The organism is Klenkia marina (genome assembly GCF_900101025.1).
In the GTDB taxonomy this organism is placed as follows: domain Bacteria; phylum Actinomycetota; class Actinomycetes; order Mycobacteriales; family Geodermatophilaceae; genus Klenkia; species Klenkia marina.
The window spans coordinates 427,934-444,215 of sequence record NZ_FMUH01000001.1; the positions used below are offsets into that span (position 1 = coordinate 427,934).

Genomic DNA, 16,282 nt, shown 5'->3' on the forward strand with positions numbered 1-16,282 from the left:
CATTTCGGGACCAACGGTTAGGGCCAGGTGGTGCCCCCAGCAGGATTCGAACCTGCGACACACGGTTTAGGAAACCGATGCTCTATCCCCTGAGCTATGGGGGCTCTGGATCGTGACGAGGCTAGCTGGCGCCCCAGCGGCATCCAGCACCACGTCGGCCGCGCGACGCGCCGCGACGGAGCTGGACGGGAACCCCCGGACGAGGAAGATCGTCGAACCAGCAGGAGCGGAAACGGAACGCAATGGTTACCTTGTCTGTCCGGAGTCGAGCAGTCACGGCTCCACGTCCCGGCACCGGAGCCGGGCAGGAGGTGGAACGAGCACGATGAGCAGCACGCAGCAGGTGCACGTCGAGGACGCCCCCAGCCGGGGCCGCTTCGAGATCAGCGTCGACGGCACCGTCGTCGGCACGGCGACCTACCACGTCGACGCCGACGTCATGACCCTCCCGCACACCGAGGTCTCCCCCGCCGTCGCCGGCCGGGGCCTGGGCACCGTCCTGGTGGCCGCCGTCCTGGCCGCCGCCCGCGAGCGGCACCTCTCGGTGCTGCCGTACTGCTCGTTCGTGCGGCACTACCTGCAGCAGCACCCGGCCGACCACGACCTGGTGCGCCCCGACGACCGCCCGCACTTCGGTCTGCCGCTCACCGCGCACTGACCGTGCAACCTGCCTAGGTTCAGGCGGTGCCGACCGCCATCCACTGGTTCCGCCGCGACCTGCGCCTGAGCGACAACCCCGCCTTCCTCGCCGCCCGCGATGTCGGTGACGTGCTGCCGCTGTTCGTCCTCGACCCGGCGATCTGGGAGAAGTCCGGCGACCCGCGCCGGCACTTCCTCGCCGGCTGCCTGGCCGCGCTGCACGAGGCCACCGACGGCCACCTGGTCATCCGGCACGGCAAGCCCGAGGACGTCGTCCCCGCGGTGGCCCGTGAGGTCGATGCCACCTCGGTGCACATCACGGCCGACACCGGGCCCTACGGACGGCGCCGCGACGCCGCGGTCGAGAAGGCACTCGGCGACGTCGACCTGGTGCGCACCGGGTCCCCCTACGCCGTCGCGCCGGGCACGATCACCAAGGACGACGGCACCCCGTTCAAGGTCTTCACGCCCTTCTCGAGGCGGTGGCGCGACCACGGCTGGCACGACCCGGCCCCCCGGCCGCGCAGCGTCAGATGGGCGGAGGCGACGTCCGAGGACCTGCCCGAAGCGCCCGACCTCGGCGGCACCGAGGTGCTCGAGCCCGGCGAGGAGGCAGCCCACGAGCGCTGGAAGACCTTCCTCGACGAGCGCATCGCCGACTACGACGACCAGCGCAACCGCCCCGACCTCGACACCACCAGCCGCATGTCGGCACACCTGCACTTCGGCACGGTGCACCCGCGCACCCTGCTCAAGGACATCGCCGACTCGGGGCAGACCGGGAAGGGCGTCGACACCTACGTCACCGAGCTGTGCTGGCGCGACTTCTACGCCGACGTCCTGTGGCACCGCCCCGAGACCGCCCGCGAGTACTACAACCCCGAACTGCAGGGGATGACCTACTCCACGGGCAAGGACGCCGAGGAGGACTTCGAGGCGTGGGCCGCCGGCCGCACGGGCTTCCCCGTCGTCGACGCCGCCATGCGCCAGCTGCTCGCCGAGGGCTGGATGCACAACCGCATGCGCATGATCGTCGCGAGCTTCCTGGTCAAGGACCTGCACCAGGAGTGGACGGTCGGCGCGCGCTACTTCATGCAGCACCTGGTCGACGGCGACCTGGCCAGCAACAACCACGGCTGGCAGTGGGTCGCCGGCACCGGCACCGACGCCTCGCCGTTCTTCCGGGTGTTCAACCCGGTCACCCAGGGCCAGAAGTTCGACCCCGACGGCGACTACGTGCGCAAGTACGTCCCCGAGCTGCGCGGCATCGCCGGCAAGGCCGTGCACGAGCCGTGGAAGGGCGAGCTGCCCGAGGGCTACCCCGAGCGGATCGTGGACCACAAGCACGAGCGCGAGGTGGCCCTGGACCGCTACGCGAAGGCCCGCGGCCGGTAGGTCAGCAGCCGGCGGCGATCAGCGCGCGTTCGCGGGAGCGGGCGGCGATGTCGGCGTCGGAGCAGAAGCCGCGGCCGCTGCGCTTGAAGCAGAGCAGCCCCAGCAGGTGACCGCCCTCGTCCACCACAGCCAGGCGCCGGCGACCCTCGGCACGCAACCGGGTGACCAGCACGTCGGTCGGCGCCCCGGGGGGCACGGTGCGGCCGTAGAGCCGGCCGAGCTCGTGGGCCGGGACGTCGGGGGTCAGGGCGTCGGGGGTCGTCCTCCCGAGCAGGTCCTCGCGCTCGACGACGGCCAGCAGCCGGGCGCCGTCGACGACCAGCAGGGCGTGCACGTGGTCGTCGGCGAACAGTGCCCGCGCCTGCGCAGCGGTGGTGGACGGCGGGCAGGTCTTGGGGAGGAGCACCATGGCCTCGCCGGCGGTGCGGGCGCTCGACCCACCCGCGCAGGGGTCACCCATGCTCGCCCTCCCTCCGGCTCGTGGACCTCCAGCCTGCCCGGTCCGCGCCGGTTCCGCCGCACCGACCCGGTCACACCTCAGCCGCGGCTGCGGATCCAGTCCGGCAGCGTGCCCGAGTCCAGCATCCGCTGCCGCAGCGGGGTGACCAGCTCGACCAGCCGGTGCAGCCGCTCCTCCCCCAGGTGCGCCCAGCCCTCGACCGCCAGGAAGTCGGTGACGGTCTCCACGTCGTCGCGCAGGTCGCGGCCGGCCTGGGTGAGGCCGTCGTCGTCGACCAGCCCGCGGGCCCGCAGCCGCTCGGTGCCGGCCGCCCACTCGTCGTCGGACCAACCGCGGGTGGTGCGCACGAACTCGGTGGACCCCGAGGCCAGACCGCCGGTGACCAGCGCCTCCACCGGGTCCAGGCCGGCCGACAGGAGGGCCGTGACGTGGCCGTCGCCGCGGTGCTCGCGCAGCAGCAGGCCGGCGTGCCACAGCTGCAGCAGCGGGTCCTCCGGCCACTCCACCGCCGACCAGGCCGCGTAGATCGGCCGGCCGGCCGGGGTGAGCCCGGCGCACGCCTCGCGGGCCAGCTCGACGGCCTCGGCGACATCGGGCTCGCCCAGCACGTCGTGCAGCCGGGTGGCCACGCCCTCGCGGCGGGCGGCGGCCCAGTCGGCCGGCGGCGCGGCGTCCCAGACGGCCGGGACGGCGGCACGCACCAGCTGCGGGGCGAAGACGTAGAACGTGGAGACGACCAGCTCGGGGGCGCACGGACCGAACGCCGACGCCCGGGCGGCGAAGTACCCGGCGCGGGTGGCCGGCACGGCGAAGCGGTCGTAGGCCGCGTTCACCTCCGGGGCGAAGAAGCCCGTGACGTGCAGGGTCTCCAGCGTGCCCCAGGCGCGGCGGGCCAGGGCGGGGGTGACGGTCATGCCGCGATCCTGCCCCGCCGTCCGCCCGCGGGCAGCACGGTCGTGCACCACCGGTCAGGATGGAAGGCGTGATTCCGCATGCCTGAGGGCCACACCCTGTTCCGCCTGGCCCGTGAGCAGCACGCCGCCTTCGCCGGCCGCGAGGTGCACGTGACCAGCCCGCAGGGCCGGTTCGCCGCCGAGGCCGAGCTGGTCGACGGCCGGGTGCTCGACGAGGTCACCAGCTGGGGCAAGCACCTGTTCGCGGTCTTCGGGCCGGACGTCGTCCACGTGCACCTGGGCCTCTACGGCAAGTACACGTCCGGCCGCGGCATCCCGCCCGAGCCCCGCGGCGCCCTGCGCATGCGCTGGGAGGGCCCCGGCGAGGACGGCGAGGGCGTGTGGACCGACCTGCGCGGCGCCACGGCCTGCGAGCTGCTCACCGACGGCGAGATGGGCCTGATCCTCGACCGGCTCGGCCCGGACCCCCTGCGGAAGTCCGACCCCGGCAAGGCCTGGGCCCGGATCAGCCGCTCGCGGGTGACCATCGGCGCGCTGCTCATGGACCAGGCCGTGCTGGCCGGGGTCGGCAACGTCTACCGCGCCGAGGTGCTCTTCCGGCACGGCATCTCCCCGTTCCGCGCCGGCCGCGACCTGGGCGAGACGGAGTGGACGGCGATCTGGGCCGACCTGGTCGTGCTGCTGCGGGCCGGGGTCAAGGCCGGGCGCATCGTGACCACCCGGCCCGAGGACCGCTCCCGCCGCCGCGGCGCGGTCACCCGCGACGACGCGCACTACGTCTACCGCCGCGCAGGCCTGCCCTGCCGGATCTGCGGCACCCCGGTGCGCACCGAGGTGATGGTGGGCCGCAACCTGTTCTGGTGCCCGACCTGCCAGGCGGTCTGACACACCCCGGCAACGTGCGTCGGGTGGGATGACCGGTGTGCTGGCCATCCGACCCGACGACCTGACCGACCCCCGCGTGCGGGAGCTGATCGCCCTGCACGTGGGCTCGATGCTGGCCGACTCACCGCCCGGCACCTCCTACGCCCTCGACCTCACCGGCCTGACCTGCCCGGGCATGACGGTCTGGACGGCGTGGGACGGCGACTCCCTGGCCGGCATGGTCGCGCTGTCTGCGTCCGGCGAGCTGAAGTCGATGCGCACCCACCCCGACCACCTGCGCCGGGGCGTGGCCGCCGCGCTGCTCGCGCACGCGCTGGACCACGCCCGGGCGCAGGGGCTCGCCCGGGTGGTGCTGGAGACCGGCACGGCACCGCCGTTCACGCCCGCAGTGGCGCTGTACCGGCGCCACGGCTTCGTCGACCGCGGGCCGTTCGGCGACTACGCGGCCGGCCCGGACAACCAGTTCCTGGAGCTGCTGCTCTAGCGGAGCGCGCCCTTGGCGTCGTCCCCGGCGGGCACGGCCTCCAGGATGTGCACCTGCAGCGGCTCGGCGAGGTCGTCCTTCACGCCCTCGCTGAGCTGGTTGAACGTCGTCCCGGCGCCGTGCGCCTCGAGCGCGGCGCCGTCGCGCCACCGCTCGACCATGACCAGCACGCCCTTGCCGGCGTGCAGCGCGTAGAGCTCGCAGCCGTCCTCCTCGTGGACGGCGGGGATGGCCTGCACGAACGCGTCGCGGACGGCGTCGAGGCGGTCGGGCTTCGGGGTGATGGTGGCGACGACGGTGATGGACATGCTCCGGGTCTGCCCCGCGCCGACGGGGTTCACCCCTGCACCTCGACGTGCACGGTGACGACGTCCCCCAGGTCGATCCCCTCGGCCCGGCGGACGGCGACCTTCAGCGGCACCACGTACGCGCCTCCGCGGGGCCAGAGCGCCGTCGTGGACGTCGTCGCCCCGACGCGCAACCGCACGGGGACCATGCCCCAGCCGTAGGTCACCTGCCGGGCCACCTCGTAGACCTGCTCGGCCAGGTCGCCGGTCACCTCGACGAAGTGGTGCGGCGCCGGCCCGCGCCACTCGACGACGGGCCCGGTCACGTCGAACTCCAGGACGGCCACCCACGCAGCCTGCCCCGGCCGCGCCCTGGTGCCCAGTCCTCCCGTCGGGCACTGTTCGCCCATGGAGCGACCGTTGCGGGTGGCCGTCGTCGGGGCCGGTCCGGCCGGGATCTACGCGGCCGAGGCGCTGGCCGGCCAGGACGACGTCCCGGTGACCGTCGACCTGCTCGACCGGCTGCCCACGCCCTTCGGCCTCGTGCGGCACGGCATCGCCCCCGACCACACCAAGATGCGGGCGCTGGCCGACACGCTGCGGCACACGCTCGACCACCCCGGCGTGCGGTTCGTCGGCGACGTCGAGGTCGGCCGGGACCTGTCGGTGGCCGACCTGCGCGCGCACTGCGACGCCGTCGTGTTCACCCACGGCGCCTCGGGGGCCCGGCGGCTGGGCATCGAGGGCGAGGACCTGCCCGGGAGCCTGGCCGCCACCGACGTCGTGGCCTGGTACACCGGCCACCCGGACGCCGACCGCGCCCGCGTCGAGGCGGCGCTGGCCCGCGCGCGCGACGTCGTCCTGGTCGGGGTGGGCAACGTGGCCCTCGACGTCGCCCGGGTGCTGGCCCGCTGCCCGGCCGAGCTGGAGCAGACCGACATGCCCCAGCACGTGCTCGACGTCCTGGCCGCCGCCCCGGTCGAGCGGATCACGCTGCTGGGCCGGCGCGGGCCGGCGCAGGCCACCTTCACCACCCAGGAGCTGCGCGAGCTCGGCCACCTGTCCGCAGCCGTCGCGCTGACCGACCCCGACGGGCTGGACGAGGAGTCCGAGGTGCGCGCGGTGGCCCGCAACCTGGCCGCGCTGCGGGAGTTCGCCGAGCACGTGCCGGAGGCGGGCAAGGCCAGCGTGCGGCTGCGGTTCTTCGCCCGCCCGGTGCGGCTGTGCGGCGACGAGCGGGTGACCGGCGTGGTGGTCGAGCGCACCGCCGTGGACCCCGCCGACCGGTTGAGCGGGACCCGCGAGACCGAGGTGCTGCCCGCCGACCTGGTGGTGGCCGCGATCGGCTACCAGGGGCACGACCTGCCGGGCCTGGCCGTCGAGGGCGGCACCGTGCCGAACGAGGGCGGCCGGGTGCTGCGCGACGGCGCCGTCAGCCCCGGTGAGTACGTGGCCGGGTGGATCAAGCGCGGGCCGACCGGGGTGGTGGGCACCAACAAGCACGATGCCCGCGAGACGGTGGCCGCCCTGCTCGCCGACTCCCCCACGCTGCCTCGGGTCGAGGGCGCCGATCTGGTCGACACCCTGCGGGCGCGCGGGCGCCGGCCCGTGCTGCTGGAGAACTGGCGGGCCATCGACGACGCCGAGCACGCCCTGGGCGCCACCCGCGGCCGCGCCCGCACGACCATCCACGACCGCGACGCCCTGCGCGCCCACGCCCACGGGGCCCAGCGGTGATCAGGGCGTGCACGTCGGGCCGGTGACCCGCGGCGTGGATCAGCTGGGTCCACGAACGGCCGTCCTGGGTCACCGGCGTCGGTGACCCAGGACGGACCCCGGTGAACCCAGCTGATCCACGCCGGGTCCAGGGCGTCAGCCGGAGTTGCGCAGGGCGGTGGCGACGCCGTTGATGGTCAGCTGGATGCAGCGGCGCACGAGCTCGCCGTCGGGCTGGTCGTCGCCGCCCTCGCGCCGGCGGCGGAGCATCTCGACCTGCAGGTGGTGCAGCGGCTCGAGGTAGGGGAACCGGTTGCGGATCGAGCGGGCCAGCGAGGGGTTGTCGGCCAGCAGGTGGTCGTCGCCGGTGATCGCCAGCAGGACGGCGACGGTGCGCTCGTGCTCGGCGGTGATGACGTCGAACACCCGGTGCCGCAGCTGCTCGTCGGGCACCAGCTCGGCGTAGCGGGCGGCCAGCTCGAGGTCGGTCTTGGCCAGCACCATGCCCATGTTCGACAGCACCGTGCGGAAGAACGGCCAGCGGGCGTGCAGGTCCTGCAGCTGGGCCAGCCGGGCCGGGTCGTCACCGATCCACCCGTGCAGCGCCGTGCCCGTGCCGAACCAGCCGGGCAGCATGATGCGGGCCTGCGACCAGCTGAACACCCACGGGATCGCCCGCAGATCGGTGATCTTGTCGCCGGCCTTGCGCGACGGCGGCCGCGACCCGATGTTCAGCTCGGCCAGCTCGCGGATCGGCGTGGCCGCGCGGAACCACTCGACGAAGCCCGGGGTGTCGTGCACCAGCGCCCGGTAGGCGGCCTCGGCCCGGCCGGCCAGGTCGTCGAAGAGCGCGTAGACCCCCTCGGCTTCGTCGCCCAGGCCCTCCAGCGACAGCAGCGAGCTCTCGAGCGTGGCGGCGACCAACGCCTCGAGGTTGCGGCGGGCCAGGTCGGGCTCGGCGTACTTGGCCGCGATGACCTCGCCCTGCTCGGTGATCCGCAGCTGCCCGGCGACCGACCCCGGCGGCTGCGCCCGGATCGCCTCGTAGGAGGGCCCACCGCCCCGGCCCACGGTGCCGCCGCGGCCGTGGAACAGCCGCAGCTTGACCCCGGCCTCGCGGGCGACCTCGACCAGCGCCAGCTCGGCCCGGTACAGCGCCCAGTTGGCGGCCAGGTAGCCGCCGTCCTTGTTGCTGTCGGAGTAGCCGAGCATGACCTCCTGGGTGCCGCCCCGACCGTCGACCATCGAGCGGTAGACCGGCTCGGCGAGCATCGCGGCCAGCGTCTCGCCGCCGCCCTTGAGGTCGCCGATCGTCTCGAAGAGCGGCGCGATCATGATCGGCGAGGCGGGCAGGCCGTCCTCGCCGAGGGTGACCAGGCCGACCTCCTTGAGCAGGACGGCGACCTCCAGCACGTCGGAGACCGACTCGCACATGCTGATCACGTAGTTCGGGATCGCCCGCGGGCCCAGCCGCCGGACCTGCTCGGCCGCGGCGGCCAGCAGGTCGAACTCACCGCGCGCGAGCTCGGAGAGCTGGGCACCGGCCCCGACCAGCGGACGGCGCAGCCGCAGCTCACCGACCAGCAGCTCGCGCCGGGCGGTCTCGTCGAGCGCGGCGTAGTCGTCGCACACCCCGGCCCAGGCGAGGACCTCGGCCAGCACCTCTTCGTGCACCGAGGAGTTCTGCCGCATGTCCAGCCCGGACAGGTGGAACCCGAACACCTCGACGGCGTCGCGCAGGCGGCGCAGCCGGTCGTCGGCCAGGGCGCCGGCCCCGTGGGTGCGCAGCGAGGCGGCCACGACGTCGAGGTCGGCGATCAGCTCGGCGGGCTCGGCGTAGGGCTCGAGCTCGACGTCCGGCAGGGGGCCGGGCACGTGGCCCACGACGCCGAGGGCGGTGGCCGCCAGGCGCCGGTAGATGCCCCGTAGGGCACGGCGGTAGGGCTCGTCGGCGCGGAACGGCGAGTCGTCGCGGGACGCCTCGGCCAACGCCTCGAGCGCGGGGGTCGGGGTGACCAGGCGTTCGGACATCGACAGCTCGTCGGCGAGGGCGACCAGCTCGCCGAGGTGGTGCCCCAGCGCGGTCTCGGCGGCGCGGGTGGTGGCCCGGCGCACCGCGGCGGCGGTCACGAACGGGTTGCCGTCGCGGTCGCCGCCGATCCACGAGCCGGTGCGCAGCATCGGGGTGGGCAGCAGGTCGGCGTCGGGCCAGCGCTGGTGCAGCGCGGCGCGCAGGTCGGCGTTGATCTGCGGGACGACGGCGAACAGCGAAAGGTCGTAGTAGCGCAGCGCCTCGTCGATCTCGTCCTCCAGGCGCAGCCGCGACAGGCGCAGCAGGGCGGTCTGCCAGAGGGTGAGCACCTCGCGCCACAGGTGCGCCGACCACTGCGCCTCGTCGGCGGCGGTCTCGCGCGTGCGCATCAGCTCGGTGACCTGCCGCTGCACCTGCGAGACGGTGCGGCGGCGCACCTCGGTGGGGTGCGCGGTGACCACGGGGACGACGAGGGCGTCGGCCAGCTCGCGCGCCACGTCGGCCGGGTCGAGGTCGGCTGCGTCGAGCAGGTCGAAGCTCGCGGCCAGCGTGCCCTTCTGCGGGGCGGACCCCTCGCGGCGGTGGTGCCGGCGCCGGCGCTCGTGGTGCACGTCCTCGGCCAGGTTGGCCAGCAGCGAGAAGTGGCTGAACGCGCGGATGACGTGGTTGGCGCTGCGCACGTCGAGCCCGGCCAGGGTCTGCGCCAGCCCCCCGCGGCCCACCTCGGACCGGCGGATGCGGAAGGCCTCGACCCGGGCGGCCTCGACCAGGTCGAAGACCTCCTCGCCGGCCTGCTCGCGCACCACCTCGCCGAGCACCCGGCCCAGCAGGCGGATGTCCTCGCGGAGCGGGGCCTCGTCCTGCGGGCCGTCGGGGTCGGTGCGGCCGAGATCGGCGACGTCCACGGTTGCTTCAGACACGGCGCGCATTGTGCCGTCCGGGTGTGACGGCCCGGTGTCCCGGGGAGGATCGCGGCATGCAGACGCTGACCGCGACCCCCGTCCTGGACGTCGAGCCGGCCGTGCACGGGGAGGGCCCCACCTGGGACGCCGCCCGCCGCGAGCTGCTCTGGGTGGACATCGACGCCGGGCAGGTGCGCCGTGCGACGGTCTCCGCGGCCGGGGTGCTGGCCGAGGTGGGCGTGCACCGGGGCGGGGACACCGTCGGGTTCGTCGTCCCGGCGTCCGGGGGCGGCTGGTTGCTCGGCGCCGACGGCGGGTTCACCCACCTGTCGGCCGACGGCACGGCCACCGTGCTGCTGACGATCGACGGCGAGGGCCCCGACGCCGGCACCCGGATGAACGACGGCGCGGTCGACCCGGTGGGGCGGTTGTTCGGCGGCACGATGGGCTTGGACGAGCGGCCCGGTGCGGGCTCGTTGTACCGCGTCGACCTCGACGGGTCGGTGCACACCGCGCTGACCGACCTCACCATCAGCAACGGCATCGAGTGGACCGCCGACGGCCGCACGGTGTACCTGGCCGACTCCGGCGTCGCGCAGATCCGGGCCTACGACTACGACGTCGACAGCGGCGCGTTCGGCGACAGCCGCGTCTTCCTGGACCTCTCCGACGACGACGGTCCGCCCGACGGCCTCACGATGGACGACGAGGACCACGTCTGGGTGGCGCTGTGGGGTGCGGGCCAGGTGCGCCGCTACTCCCCCGCCGGCGAGCTCGTCGCCGTGGTGCGGGTCGGCGCCGCGAACACCTCGAGCTGCGCCTTCGCCGGCCCGTCCCTGGACCACCTGGTCATCAGCACCTCGACGCAGGGGCTCACCGACGTGCCACCGGACGCCGGGCGCCTGTTCGTCGTCCGGCCCGGGGTGACCGGCCGTCCCGCCGGCGTCTACCGCGGCCCGGTCGACGCCCTCCGCCGCGCCTGACGCCTGCACCTCCTCGGGTGTCGGAAGCTCTCCCCCACTCCACGGGCCCGTTCGCGGGGGTGGAGCTTCCGGTACCCCGGGTGAACCGGGGCGGCCGTGACGGTTCCGGATCCCCCCGGGTCGGGTAGCGCCCCCGGGTGACGACGACTCCTGCACCCCACGACCACGCCGTCCAGCTGCCCCCCGACGACGTCCCGCGCCCGGTGTCCCGGGCCGGCATCGGCGAGACCGTCCGCCTCGCGGCGACCGCGCTGGCCCCGATGCTGGCGCAGGGCATCATCGTCCGGCGTCCGCGCCTGGTACGGCTGGCCGACCGGCTGCAGGTCGACGACCGGGCGGTGCGCGCCCTGCAGCGCAGTCGCCGCCGGCACGGCCCCGGCCCGCTCCGGCTGCGGGTACCCGGCCGCAGCCTGGTGCTGGTGCTGTCGGCCGCCGACGCCGGCCGGGTGCTCACCGGCGGGCCGTTCCGGCCGGCGACCCGGGAGAAGAAGGCCGCGCTGCAGCACTTCCAGCCCGGCGGGGTGCTCATCACCGACACCGACCACCGCGCCGCCCGGCGCAGGTGGAACGAGCAGGTGCTGCAGATGGACGTGCCGCTGCACGCCCAGGCCGCCGCGGTGGCCCGGGTCGCCGCCGAGGAGCTCGGCCCGCTGCACGACGCGGGCCGCTGGGACTGGGAGACCTTCGCCCCGGCCTGGTGGCGGCTGGTGCGCCGGGTGACCCTCGGCGACTCCGCCCGCGACGACGAGGCGCTCACCGACCTCCTCGGCGAGCTGCGCGGACGCGGCAACTGGGCCTACCTGCGCCGCACCGACACCGAGGCCCGCGCCCGACTGCTCGCGGCCATCGGGCGGTACGTCGACCGCGCCGAGCCGGGCAGCCTCGCGGCCACGGTCGCCGCCGCACCGGCCGACCCGGCCGTGCCGGTGGCCGACCAGGTCGCCCACTGGCTCTTCGCCTGGGACGCCGCCGGCATCGCCACGTACAAGGCCCTGGCCCTGCTGGCCGGGCACCCCGACCACGCCGCCGCGGTGGCCGGCGAGGTCGCCGCGGCCGACCCCGACCGCCCCGACCTCCCGTCGCTGCGGGCCACGGTGCTCGAGTCGGTGCGGCTGTGGCCCACCACGCTGGCGGTGCTGCGCGAGTCGCATGGCCCCACCGACTGGGCCGGCACGCGGCTGCGCGACGGGACGACGTTCGTGATCGCCTCGTCGCTGGTGCACCGGGACGACGAGACCCTGCCCGACGCCGACCGGTTCGCCCCCGCGCTCTGGGCGGACGCCGACGCACCCGCCGGCACCAGCGCGTCGCTGTGGTCGATGGTGCCCTTCAGCGCCGGCCCGGCCCGCTGCCCCGGGCGCGACCTGGTGCTCCACACGACCGGGGTGGCGCTGGCCGCGCTCACCGCCGAACGCCGGGTCGAGCAGACCCGTGGCCGTCGGGTGGTCGAGGGGCAGGGGATCCCCCGCACCCTCGACCACACCGCGCTGGCCTACCGGCTCAGTTGATCGGCGAGCCGCCGGTCACGCCGATCACCTCACCGGAGGTGAAGCTGGCGTCCTCGCTGGCCAGGTAGACGTAGGCGCCCGCGAGCTCGGCCGGCTGCGCGGCCCGCTTGAGCAGCGCCTGCTGGCCGAAGCCCTCCACCTGGTCCTCGGGCATGGTCGCCGGGATGAGCGGCGTCCAGACCGGGCCGGGGGCGACGCAGTTGACCCGGACGCCGTCCTGGGCGAACTCGTCGGCCATCGACTTGGTGAGGTTGACCAGCGCGGCCTTCGTCGCGGCGTACGCGGCCAGGTTCGGCGACGGCGTGAACGCCTGCACCGAGCTGGTCACGATCACCGACGAGCCGGGGGCCAGCTCGGGCTTGGCCGCCTGCAGCAGCCAGAAGAAGGCGTAGACGTTGGTGCGGAACGTGCGGTCGATCTCCTCGGTGGAGAACTCCAGGACGTCGTCCACCACGTTCTGGAACGCCGCGTTGTGCACCAGCAGGTCCAGCCCGCCCAGGCCCTCGACGGTCTGCGCGACCAGCCCCTTGGCGACGGTCTCGTCGGCGATGTCGCCGGGCAGCACCAGGGCGGTGCGTCCGGCTTCGCGCACCAGGCGGGCGGTCTCCTCGGCGTCGGCGTCCTCGGAGAGGTAGGAGATCGCGACGTCGGCACCCTCGCGGGCGAAGGCGATCGCGACGGCCCGGCCGATGCCGGAGTCGGCGCCGGTGATGAGCGCCCGGCGTCCCTCGAGCCGGCCCGAGCCGCGGTAGGACTCCTCGCCGTGGTCGGGGCGCGGGGTGAGCTCACCGGTGCCGCCGGGGTGCTCGATCTGCAGGCCGGGGACGTCGGTCGGGTGCTTGGTGCGGGGGTCGATCAGGGTCACGGGAACCTCCGGTGGTGGTGGGCGGCGGGTGGTGGCGTGGGCAGCCGGGTGCTCAGGCGAACGCCTCGCGCCAGGCGGGCATGAGCTCGCGCTCGGTCCACTCGAGGTAGGGCTGCTGCTGGTCGCCGCCGATCTGCACCAGCGCCAGGTGGGTGTAGCCGGCGTCGGCGTACTCCTTCGCCGCCTCGATGACCGCGCCGACGTCGTCCCCGCACGGGATGGAGCCCTCGACGTCCTCCTCGCGGACGAACGCGCTGGCGGCCTCGAAGCCCGCCGTCCCGGGCAGGTCGGCGTTGACCTTCCAGCCCAGGCCGAACCAGCGGAACAGCTCGTGCGCGCGGGTCACGGCGGCGGCCTTGTCGGTGCCGTAGCTGATCGGCATCTGGCCGACCCGGTTCTTGCCCGCCCCGCCCGCGGCGTCGAACATCTCGCCGAGCTCGGGCTTGGGCTCGGTGCCGATCATGACGTCGGCGTACTCACCGGCCAGCTCGCACGAGGACTTCCCCGACACCGCGATGCCGATCGGCACACCGCCCTCGGGCAGGTCCCAGATCTTGGCGCCGTCGGCCTCGAAGTAGTCGCCGTGGAAGGTCGTGTAGCCGTCGCCGGCCAGCAGCTCCTTGATCAGCTGCACCGCCTCGGCGAACATCTCCTGCCGCACCGAGACGGCCGGCCAGCCCTCGCCGGCGACGTGCTCGTTGAGGTTCTCCCCGGAACCCAGGCCCAGGGTGAAGCGGCCCTCGGACAGGATCTGCAGCGTGGCTGCCTGCTGCGCGACCACGGCCGGGCGGTACCGGAAGGTCGGGCAGGTCACGTAGGTCATGAGGTCGATGCGGCTGGTCGCCTGCGCGGCCGCGCCGAGGGTGACCCACGCGTTGGGCGCGTGGCCCATCGAGTCCAGCCACGGGAAGAAGTGGTCGCTGCTGACGGCGAAGTCGAACCCGACCTGCTCGGCGCCGACCACGTGCGCGACGAGCTCCTTGGGGCCCGCCTGCTCGGTCATCATCGTGTAGCCCAGCTGCATGCTCATGCGCGGGCGCCTACCCCCCGCGCAGGCACCCCCAACCCCACCCCGGCGCGCCCACCCTCCGCTGCCGCCCGTCCCCGCCCCGCCTGCGCAGCGCGGGCGGCCGAGGTCAGGCGCGTTCGGCCTTCAGGGCCTCGCGGAGCTTGGTCCTGCCGCCCGTGCGCAGCAGCGCGCCGGCGTAGACCCGGCCGCCGATGCGCACCACCAGGGCGATCGCCGCGAGCATGATCGCCACCGAGACCGCGACCTCCCACCACGCCGCCTCGCCCGCGGCCATGCGCACCGGCATCACCAGCGGCGACAGCCCCGGCACGAACGAGGTGACCGTGGCCAGCGTCGAACCCGGGTCCTGAGCCGCCTGCAGCGACACGATGAACCCGACGACCAGCAGCAGGGTGGTGGGGGTCAGCACGCTGCCGAGGTCCTCCTGCCGGCTGACCAGCGAGGCCGCCGCGGCGAACACCGACGCGTAGAACGCGTAGCCCACCAGGAACCAGGCGATGACGGTCAGCACGGTGCCGATGAGCTGGCCGGGGACGCTGACGACGTCGAGGGCCAGCGCCCCGGTCACCCCGACGACGGCGATGAGCACGAGCTGCACCAGCCCCAGCACGCCGAGGCCGAGGATCTTGCCGGCCAGGAGCTGCCAGGGCTTCATCGTCGACAGCAGCAGCTCGACCACCCGCGAGGACTTCTCCTCCACCACGCCCTGGGCGACGAACTGGCCGAACAGGATGAGCAGGCCGTAGAGCACCACCACGCCCAGCAGGGCGACCACGACGGCCGGGCCGCGGTCGTCGTCGGCCGGGTCGAGCTCGGTGGTCGTGAGCTGCGGCGCGGGCTGCAGCTCCACGCCCTGCTCGGCCAGCTGCGCGGCCACCGACAGCGCGCTCACCGCCGACCGCACGATGCCGTCGTCGTCGGAGGAGGCCTCGACGACCAGCGTGGGCGAGTCGCCGGTGGGGTCGAGGACCGCGGCGTCGACGTCGCCGTCCTCGACGGCCTGCCGGGCGGCGGCCTCGTCGTCGAGGTCGGTGACGGTGACCTCGGTGCCGGCGGCCTCGCCGGACTGCTGCAGCGCGGTGGTGACCGAGGGGTTGCCGCCGACGACGCCGATGGTGGTCGAGGACGTCGTGCCACCGGAGACGAGCTGGAAGATCATCACGCCGACGACGAGCAGCACGATGACCAGCGAGCTGAGGATGAAGCCCTTGTCGCGGGCACGCGTGCTGATCTCGCGCCCGGCGACGAGCCGGACCTGGCCGAGGGTGCTCATGCTGCCGACACCGCTTCCCGGAAGAGCTCGACGAGGCTGGGTTCACGACGGGCGAAGTGGGTGACCGGGCCCGTGCGCAGGGCGGCGGCGAGCACCACCTGGTCGTCGGCGTCGGGCGCGAGGTCGAGCACGGTGTCGCCGCGCTGCTCGCTGACCACCCGCACGCCGGGCACGCCACCGGCCCACCCGGCCGGGGCGGCGGGGACGACGACGCGCAGCTGCCGCCCGCCCTCGCGGGCCCGCAGCTCGGCGACGGTGCCGCTGGCGACGATGCGGCCGCGGGCGAGGATGCCGACGGCGTCGCACAGCCGCTCGACCAGGTCGAGCTGGTGGCTGGAGAACACCACCGGGACGCCGGCCCGGCAGCGCTCCAGCAGGGCGTCGGCCAGGGAGTCGACGCCGACCGGGTCGAGGCCGGAGAACGGCTCGTCGAGGATCAGCACCTCGGGGCCGCTGACCAGGGCGGCGGCGAGCTGCACGCGCTGCTGGTTGCCCAGCGACAGCTTCTCGACCCGCTCGCCGCGCTTCGCGGAGAGCCCCAGGCGCTCGGTCCACTCGTCGACCGCACGGGTGGCCTCGGCGGACGACGCCCCGTGCAGCCGCGCGAAGTACGTGAGCTGCTCGGCCACCTTCATCTTCGGGTAGAGGCCGCGCTCCTCCGGCATGTAGCCGATCAGCCGACGGCTCGCGTCGTCCAGCGGCCGCCCCTGCCAGCGCACCTGCCCGGCGTCGGCGCGGGCCAGGCCCATCGCGATGCGCATGGTCGTGGTCTTGCCCGCGCCGTTGGACCCGCAGAAGCCGAACATCTGCCCGGGTGCGACGGAGAACGACACCCCCTGCAGCACCTGGTTGTCGCCGTAGCTCTTGACCAGGCCGTCGAACTCGAGCACGTGCCCTCCGCGGAGATCG

General features: G+C 74.5%; 16 protein-coding genes and 1 tRNA gene. 7 read left to right on the forward strand and 10 right to left on the reverse strand.

Going from position 1 to position 16,282, the window contains the following annotated elements:
• Window positions 1-28: 28 nt before the first annotated feature.
• Window positions 29-104 (reverse strand) — tRNA-Arg (locus BLP29_RS02240).
• Between the two features lie 221 nt (window positions 105-325).
• Here BLP29_RS02240 and BLP29_RS02245 point away from each other — a divergent pair.
• Complete coding sequence (locus BLP29_RS02245) at window positions 326-658, forward strand: GNAT family N-acetyltransferase (RefSeq protein ID WP_092799375.1); 333 nt, start codon at window positions 326-328, stop codon at window positions 656-658.
• A 26-nt stretch (window positions 659-684) separates the two neighbouring features.
• Window positions 685-2,034 carry a cryptochrome/photolyase family protein gene (locus tag BLP29_RS02250; protein ID WP_092799377.1) on the forward strand — a complete coding sequence of 450 codons (1,350 nt, stop codon included), beginning with the start codon at window positions 685-687 and terminating at the stop codon, window positions 2,032-2,034.
• Between the two features lies 1 nt (window position 2,035).
• Here the strand turns inward: BLP29_RS02250 and BLP29_RS02255 are convergent, their stop codons facing one another.
• Both BLP29_RS02255 and BLP29_RS02260 read right to left on the reverse strand, forming a co-directional pair.
• The gene (locus BLP29_RS02255; protein WP_092799379.1) at window positions 2,036-2,494 is read right to left on the reverse strand and encodes a CBS domain-containing protein; all 459 of its coding nucleotides are present in this window, start codon (window positions 2,492-2,494) and stop codon (window positions 2,036-2,038) included.
• Between the two features lie 77 nt (window positions 2,495-2,571).
• The gene (locus tag BLP29_RS02260) at window positions 2,572-3,408 is read right to left on the reverse strand and encodes an SCO6745 family protein (RefSeq protein WP_092799381.1); all 837 of its coding nucleotides are present in this window, start codon (window positions 3,406-3,408) and stop codon (window positions 2,572-2,574) included.
• 78 nt (window positions 3,409-3,486) lie between these two features.
• On the opposite strand from BLP29_RS02260, the gene BLP29_RS02265 reads away from it, so the two are divergent.
• Together BLP29_RS02265 and BLP29_RS02270 are read left to right on the forward strand one after the other, a co-directional pair.
• Window positions 3,487-4,293 (forward strand): Fpg/Nei family DNA glycosylase, encoded by an 807-nt coding sequence (locus BLP29_RS02265; RefSeq protein WP_092799383.1) that lies wholly within the window; start codon window positions 3,487-3,489, stop codon window positions 4,291-4,293.
• A gap of 28 nt (window positions 4,294-4,321) precedes the next feature.
• On the forward strand, window positions 4,322-4,777 hold the full coding sequence (locus BLP29_RS02270) for a GNAT family N-acetyltransferase (RefSeq protein ID WP_207798259.1): 456 nt from the start codon (window positions 4,322-4,324) through the stop codon (window positions 4,775-4,777).
• Here BLP29_RS02270 and BLP29_RS02275 read toward each other — a convergent pair.
• Together BLP29_RS02275 and BLP29_RS02280 are read right to left on the reverse strand one after the other, a co-directional pair.
• Window positions 4,774-5,085: a putative quinol monooxygenase gene (locus tag BLP29_RS02275; RefSeq protein ID WP_092800681.1), complete on the reverse strand. Its 312-nt coding sequence runs from the start codon at window positions 5,083-5,085 to the stop codon at window positions 4,774-4,776. The two genes, BLP29_RS02270 and BLP29_RS02275, sit on opposite strands and share 4 nt — an antisense overlap.
• A 29-nt stretch (window positions 5,086-5,114) precedes the next feature.
• Entirely contained in the window at window positions 5,115-5,411 is a 297-nt protein-coding gene (locus BLP29_RS02280) for a DUF1905 domain-containing protein (protein WP_207798260.1), read from the reverse strand.
• A gap of 61 nt (window positions 5,412-5,472) precedes the next feature.
• Here BLP29_RS02280 and BLP29_RS02285 point away from each other — a divergent pair, with 61 nt between their 5' ends.
• Window positions 5,473-6,801: an FAD-dependent oxidoreductase gene (locus BLP29_RS02285; RefSeq protein ID WP_092799385.1), complete on the forward strand. Its 1,329-nt coding sequence runs from the start codon at window positions 5,473-5,475 to the stop codon at window positions 6,799-6,801.
• Window positions 6,802-6,936: 135 nt separating this feature from the next.
• Here the strand turns inward: BLP29_RS02285 and ppc are convergent, their stop codons facing one another.
• Window positions 6,937-9,732 carry a phosphoenolpyruvate carboxylase gene (gene ppc, locus BLP29_RS02290; RefSeq protein WP_207798261.1) on the reverse strand — a complete coding sequence of 932 codons (2,796 nt, stop codon included), beginning with the start codon at window positions 9,730-9,732 and terminating at the stop codon, window positions 6,937-6,939.
• Window positions 9,733-9,788: 56 nt separating this feature from the next.
• Here ppc and BLP29_RS02295 point away from each other — a divergent pair, with 56 nt between their 5' ends.
• On the forward strand, window positions 9,789-10,697 hold the full coding sequence (locus BLP29_RS02295; protein WP_092799389.1) for an SMP-30/gluconolactonase/LRE family protein: 909 nt from the start codon (window positions 9,789-9,791) through the stop codon (window positions 10,695-10,697).
• A gap of 137 nt (window positions 10,698-10,834) precedes the next feature.
• A complete protein-coding gene (locus BLP29_RS02300; RefSeq protein WP_207798262.1) occupies window positions 10,835-12,205 on the forward strand; it encodes a cytochrome P450 in 1,371 nt (456 codons plus the stop codon).
• Here BLP29_RS02300 and BLP29_RS02305 read toward each other — a convergent pair.
• From BLP29_RS02305 to BLP29_RS02320, 4 genes are all read right to left on the reverse strand, one after another.
• On the reverse strand, window positions 12,198-13,070 hold the full coding sequence (locus BLP29_RS02305) for an SDR family oxidoreductase (RefSeq protein WP_207798263.1): 873 nt from the start codon (window positions 13,068-13,070) through the stop codon (window positions 12,198-12,200). The genes BLP29_RS02300 and BLP29_RS02305 overlap by 8 nt on opposite strands.
• 52 nt (window positions 13,071-13,122) lie before the next feature.
• Window positions 13,123-14,100: a TIGR03557 family F420-dependent LLM class oxidoreductase gene (locus BLP29_RS02310; RefSeq protein ID WP_092799391.1), complete on the reverse strand. Its 978-nt coding sequence runs from the start codon at window positions 14,098-14,100 to the stop codon at window positions 13,123-13,125.
• Window positions 14,101-14,206: 106 nt separating this feature from the next.
• Window positions 14,207-15,373 (reverse strand): ABC transporter permease, encoded by a 1,167-nt coding sequence (locus BLP29_RS02315; RefSeq protein WP_092799393.1) that lies wholly within the window; start codon window positions 15,371-15,373, stop codon window positions 14,207-14,209.
• On the reverse strand, window positions 15,370-16,263 hold the full coding sequence (locus BLP29_RS02320) for an ABC transporter ATP-binding protein (protein ID WP_092799395.1): 894 nt from the start codon (window positions 16,261-16,263) through the stop codon (window positions 15,370-15,372). The genes BLP29_RS02315 and BLP29_RS02320 overlap by 4 nt, the downstream gene beginning before the upstream one ends.
• Between the last annotated feature and the right edge of the window lie 19 nt (window positions 16,264-16,282).

Excerpts from the sequence above, each read along its gene's own strand:
- BLP29_RS02295 (WP_092799389.1), top strand. The coding sequence starts at position 9,789 with ATGCAGACGCTGACCGCGACCCCCGTCCTGGACGTCGAGCCGGCCGTG.
- BLP29_RS02270 (WP_207798259.1), top strand. The coding sequence starts at position 4,322 with ATGACCGGTGTGCTGGCCATCCGACCCGACGACCTGACCGACCCCCGC.
- BLP29_RS02310 (WP_092799391.1), bottom strand. The coding sequence starts at position 14,100 with ATGAGCATGCAGCTGGGCTACACGATGATGACCGAGCAGGCGGGCCCC.
- BLP29_RS02265 (WP_092799383.1), top strand. The coding sequence starts at position 3,487 with ATGCCTGAGGGCCACACCCTGTTCCGCCTGGCCCGTGAGCAGCACGCC.
- BLP29_RS02275 (WP_092800681.1), bottom strand. The coding sequence starts at position 5,085 with ATGTCCATCACCGTCGTCGCCACCATCACCCCGAAGCCCGACCGCCTC.
- BLP29_RS02315 (WP_092799393.1), bottom strand. The coding sequence starts at position 15,373 with ATGAGCACCCTCGGCCAGGTCCGGCTCGTCGCCGGGCGCGAGATCAGC.
- BLP29_RS02285 (WP_092799385.1), top strand. The coding sequence starts at position 5,473 with ATGGAGCGACCGTTGCGGGTGGCCGTCGTCGGGGCCGGTCCGGCCGGG.
- BLP29_RS02260 (WP_092799381.1), bottom strand. The coding sequence starts at position 3,408 with ATGACCGTCACCCCCGCCCTGGCCCGCCGCGCCTGGGGCACGCTGGAG.
- BLP29_RS02255 (WP_092799379.1), bottom strand. The coding sequence starts at position 2,494 with ATGGGTGACCCCTGCGCGGGTGGGTCGAGCGCCCGCACCGCCGGCGAG.
- BLP29_RS02245 (WP_092799375.1), top strand. The coding sequence starts at position 326 with ATGAGCAGCACGCAGCAGGTGCACGTCGAGGACGCCCCCAGCCGGGGC.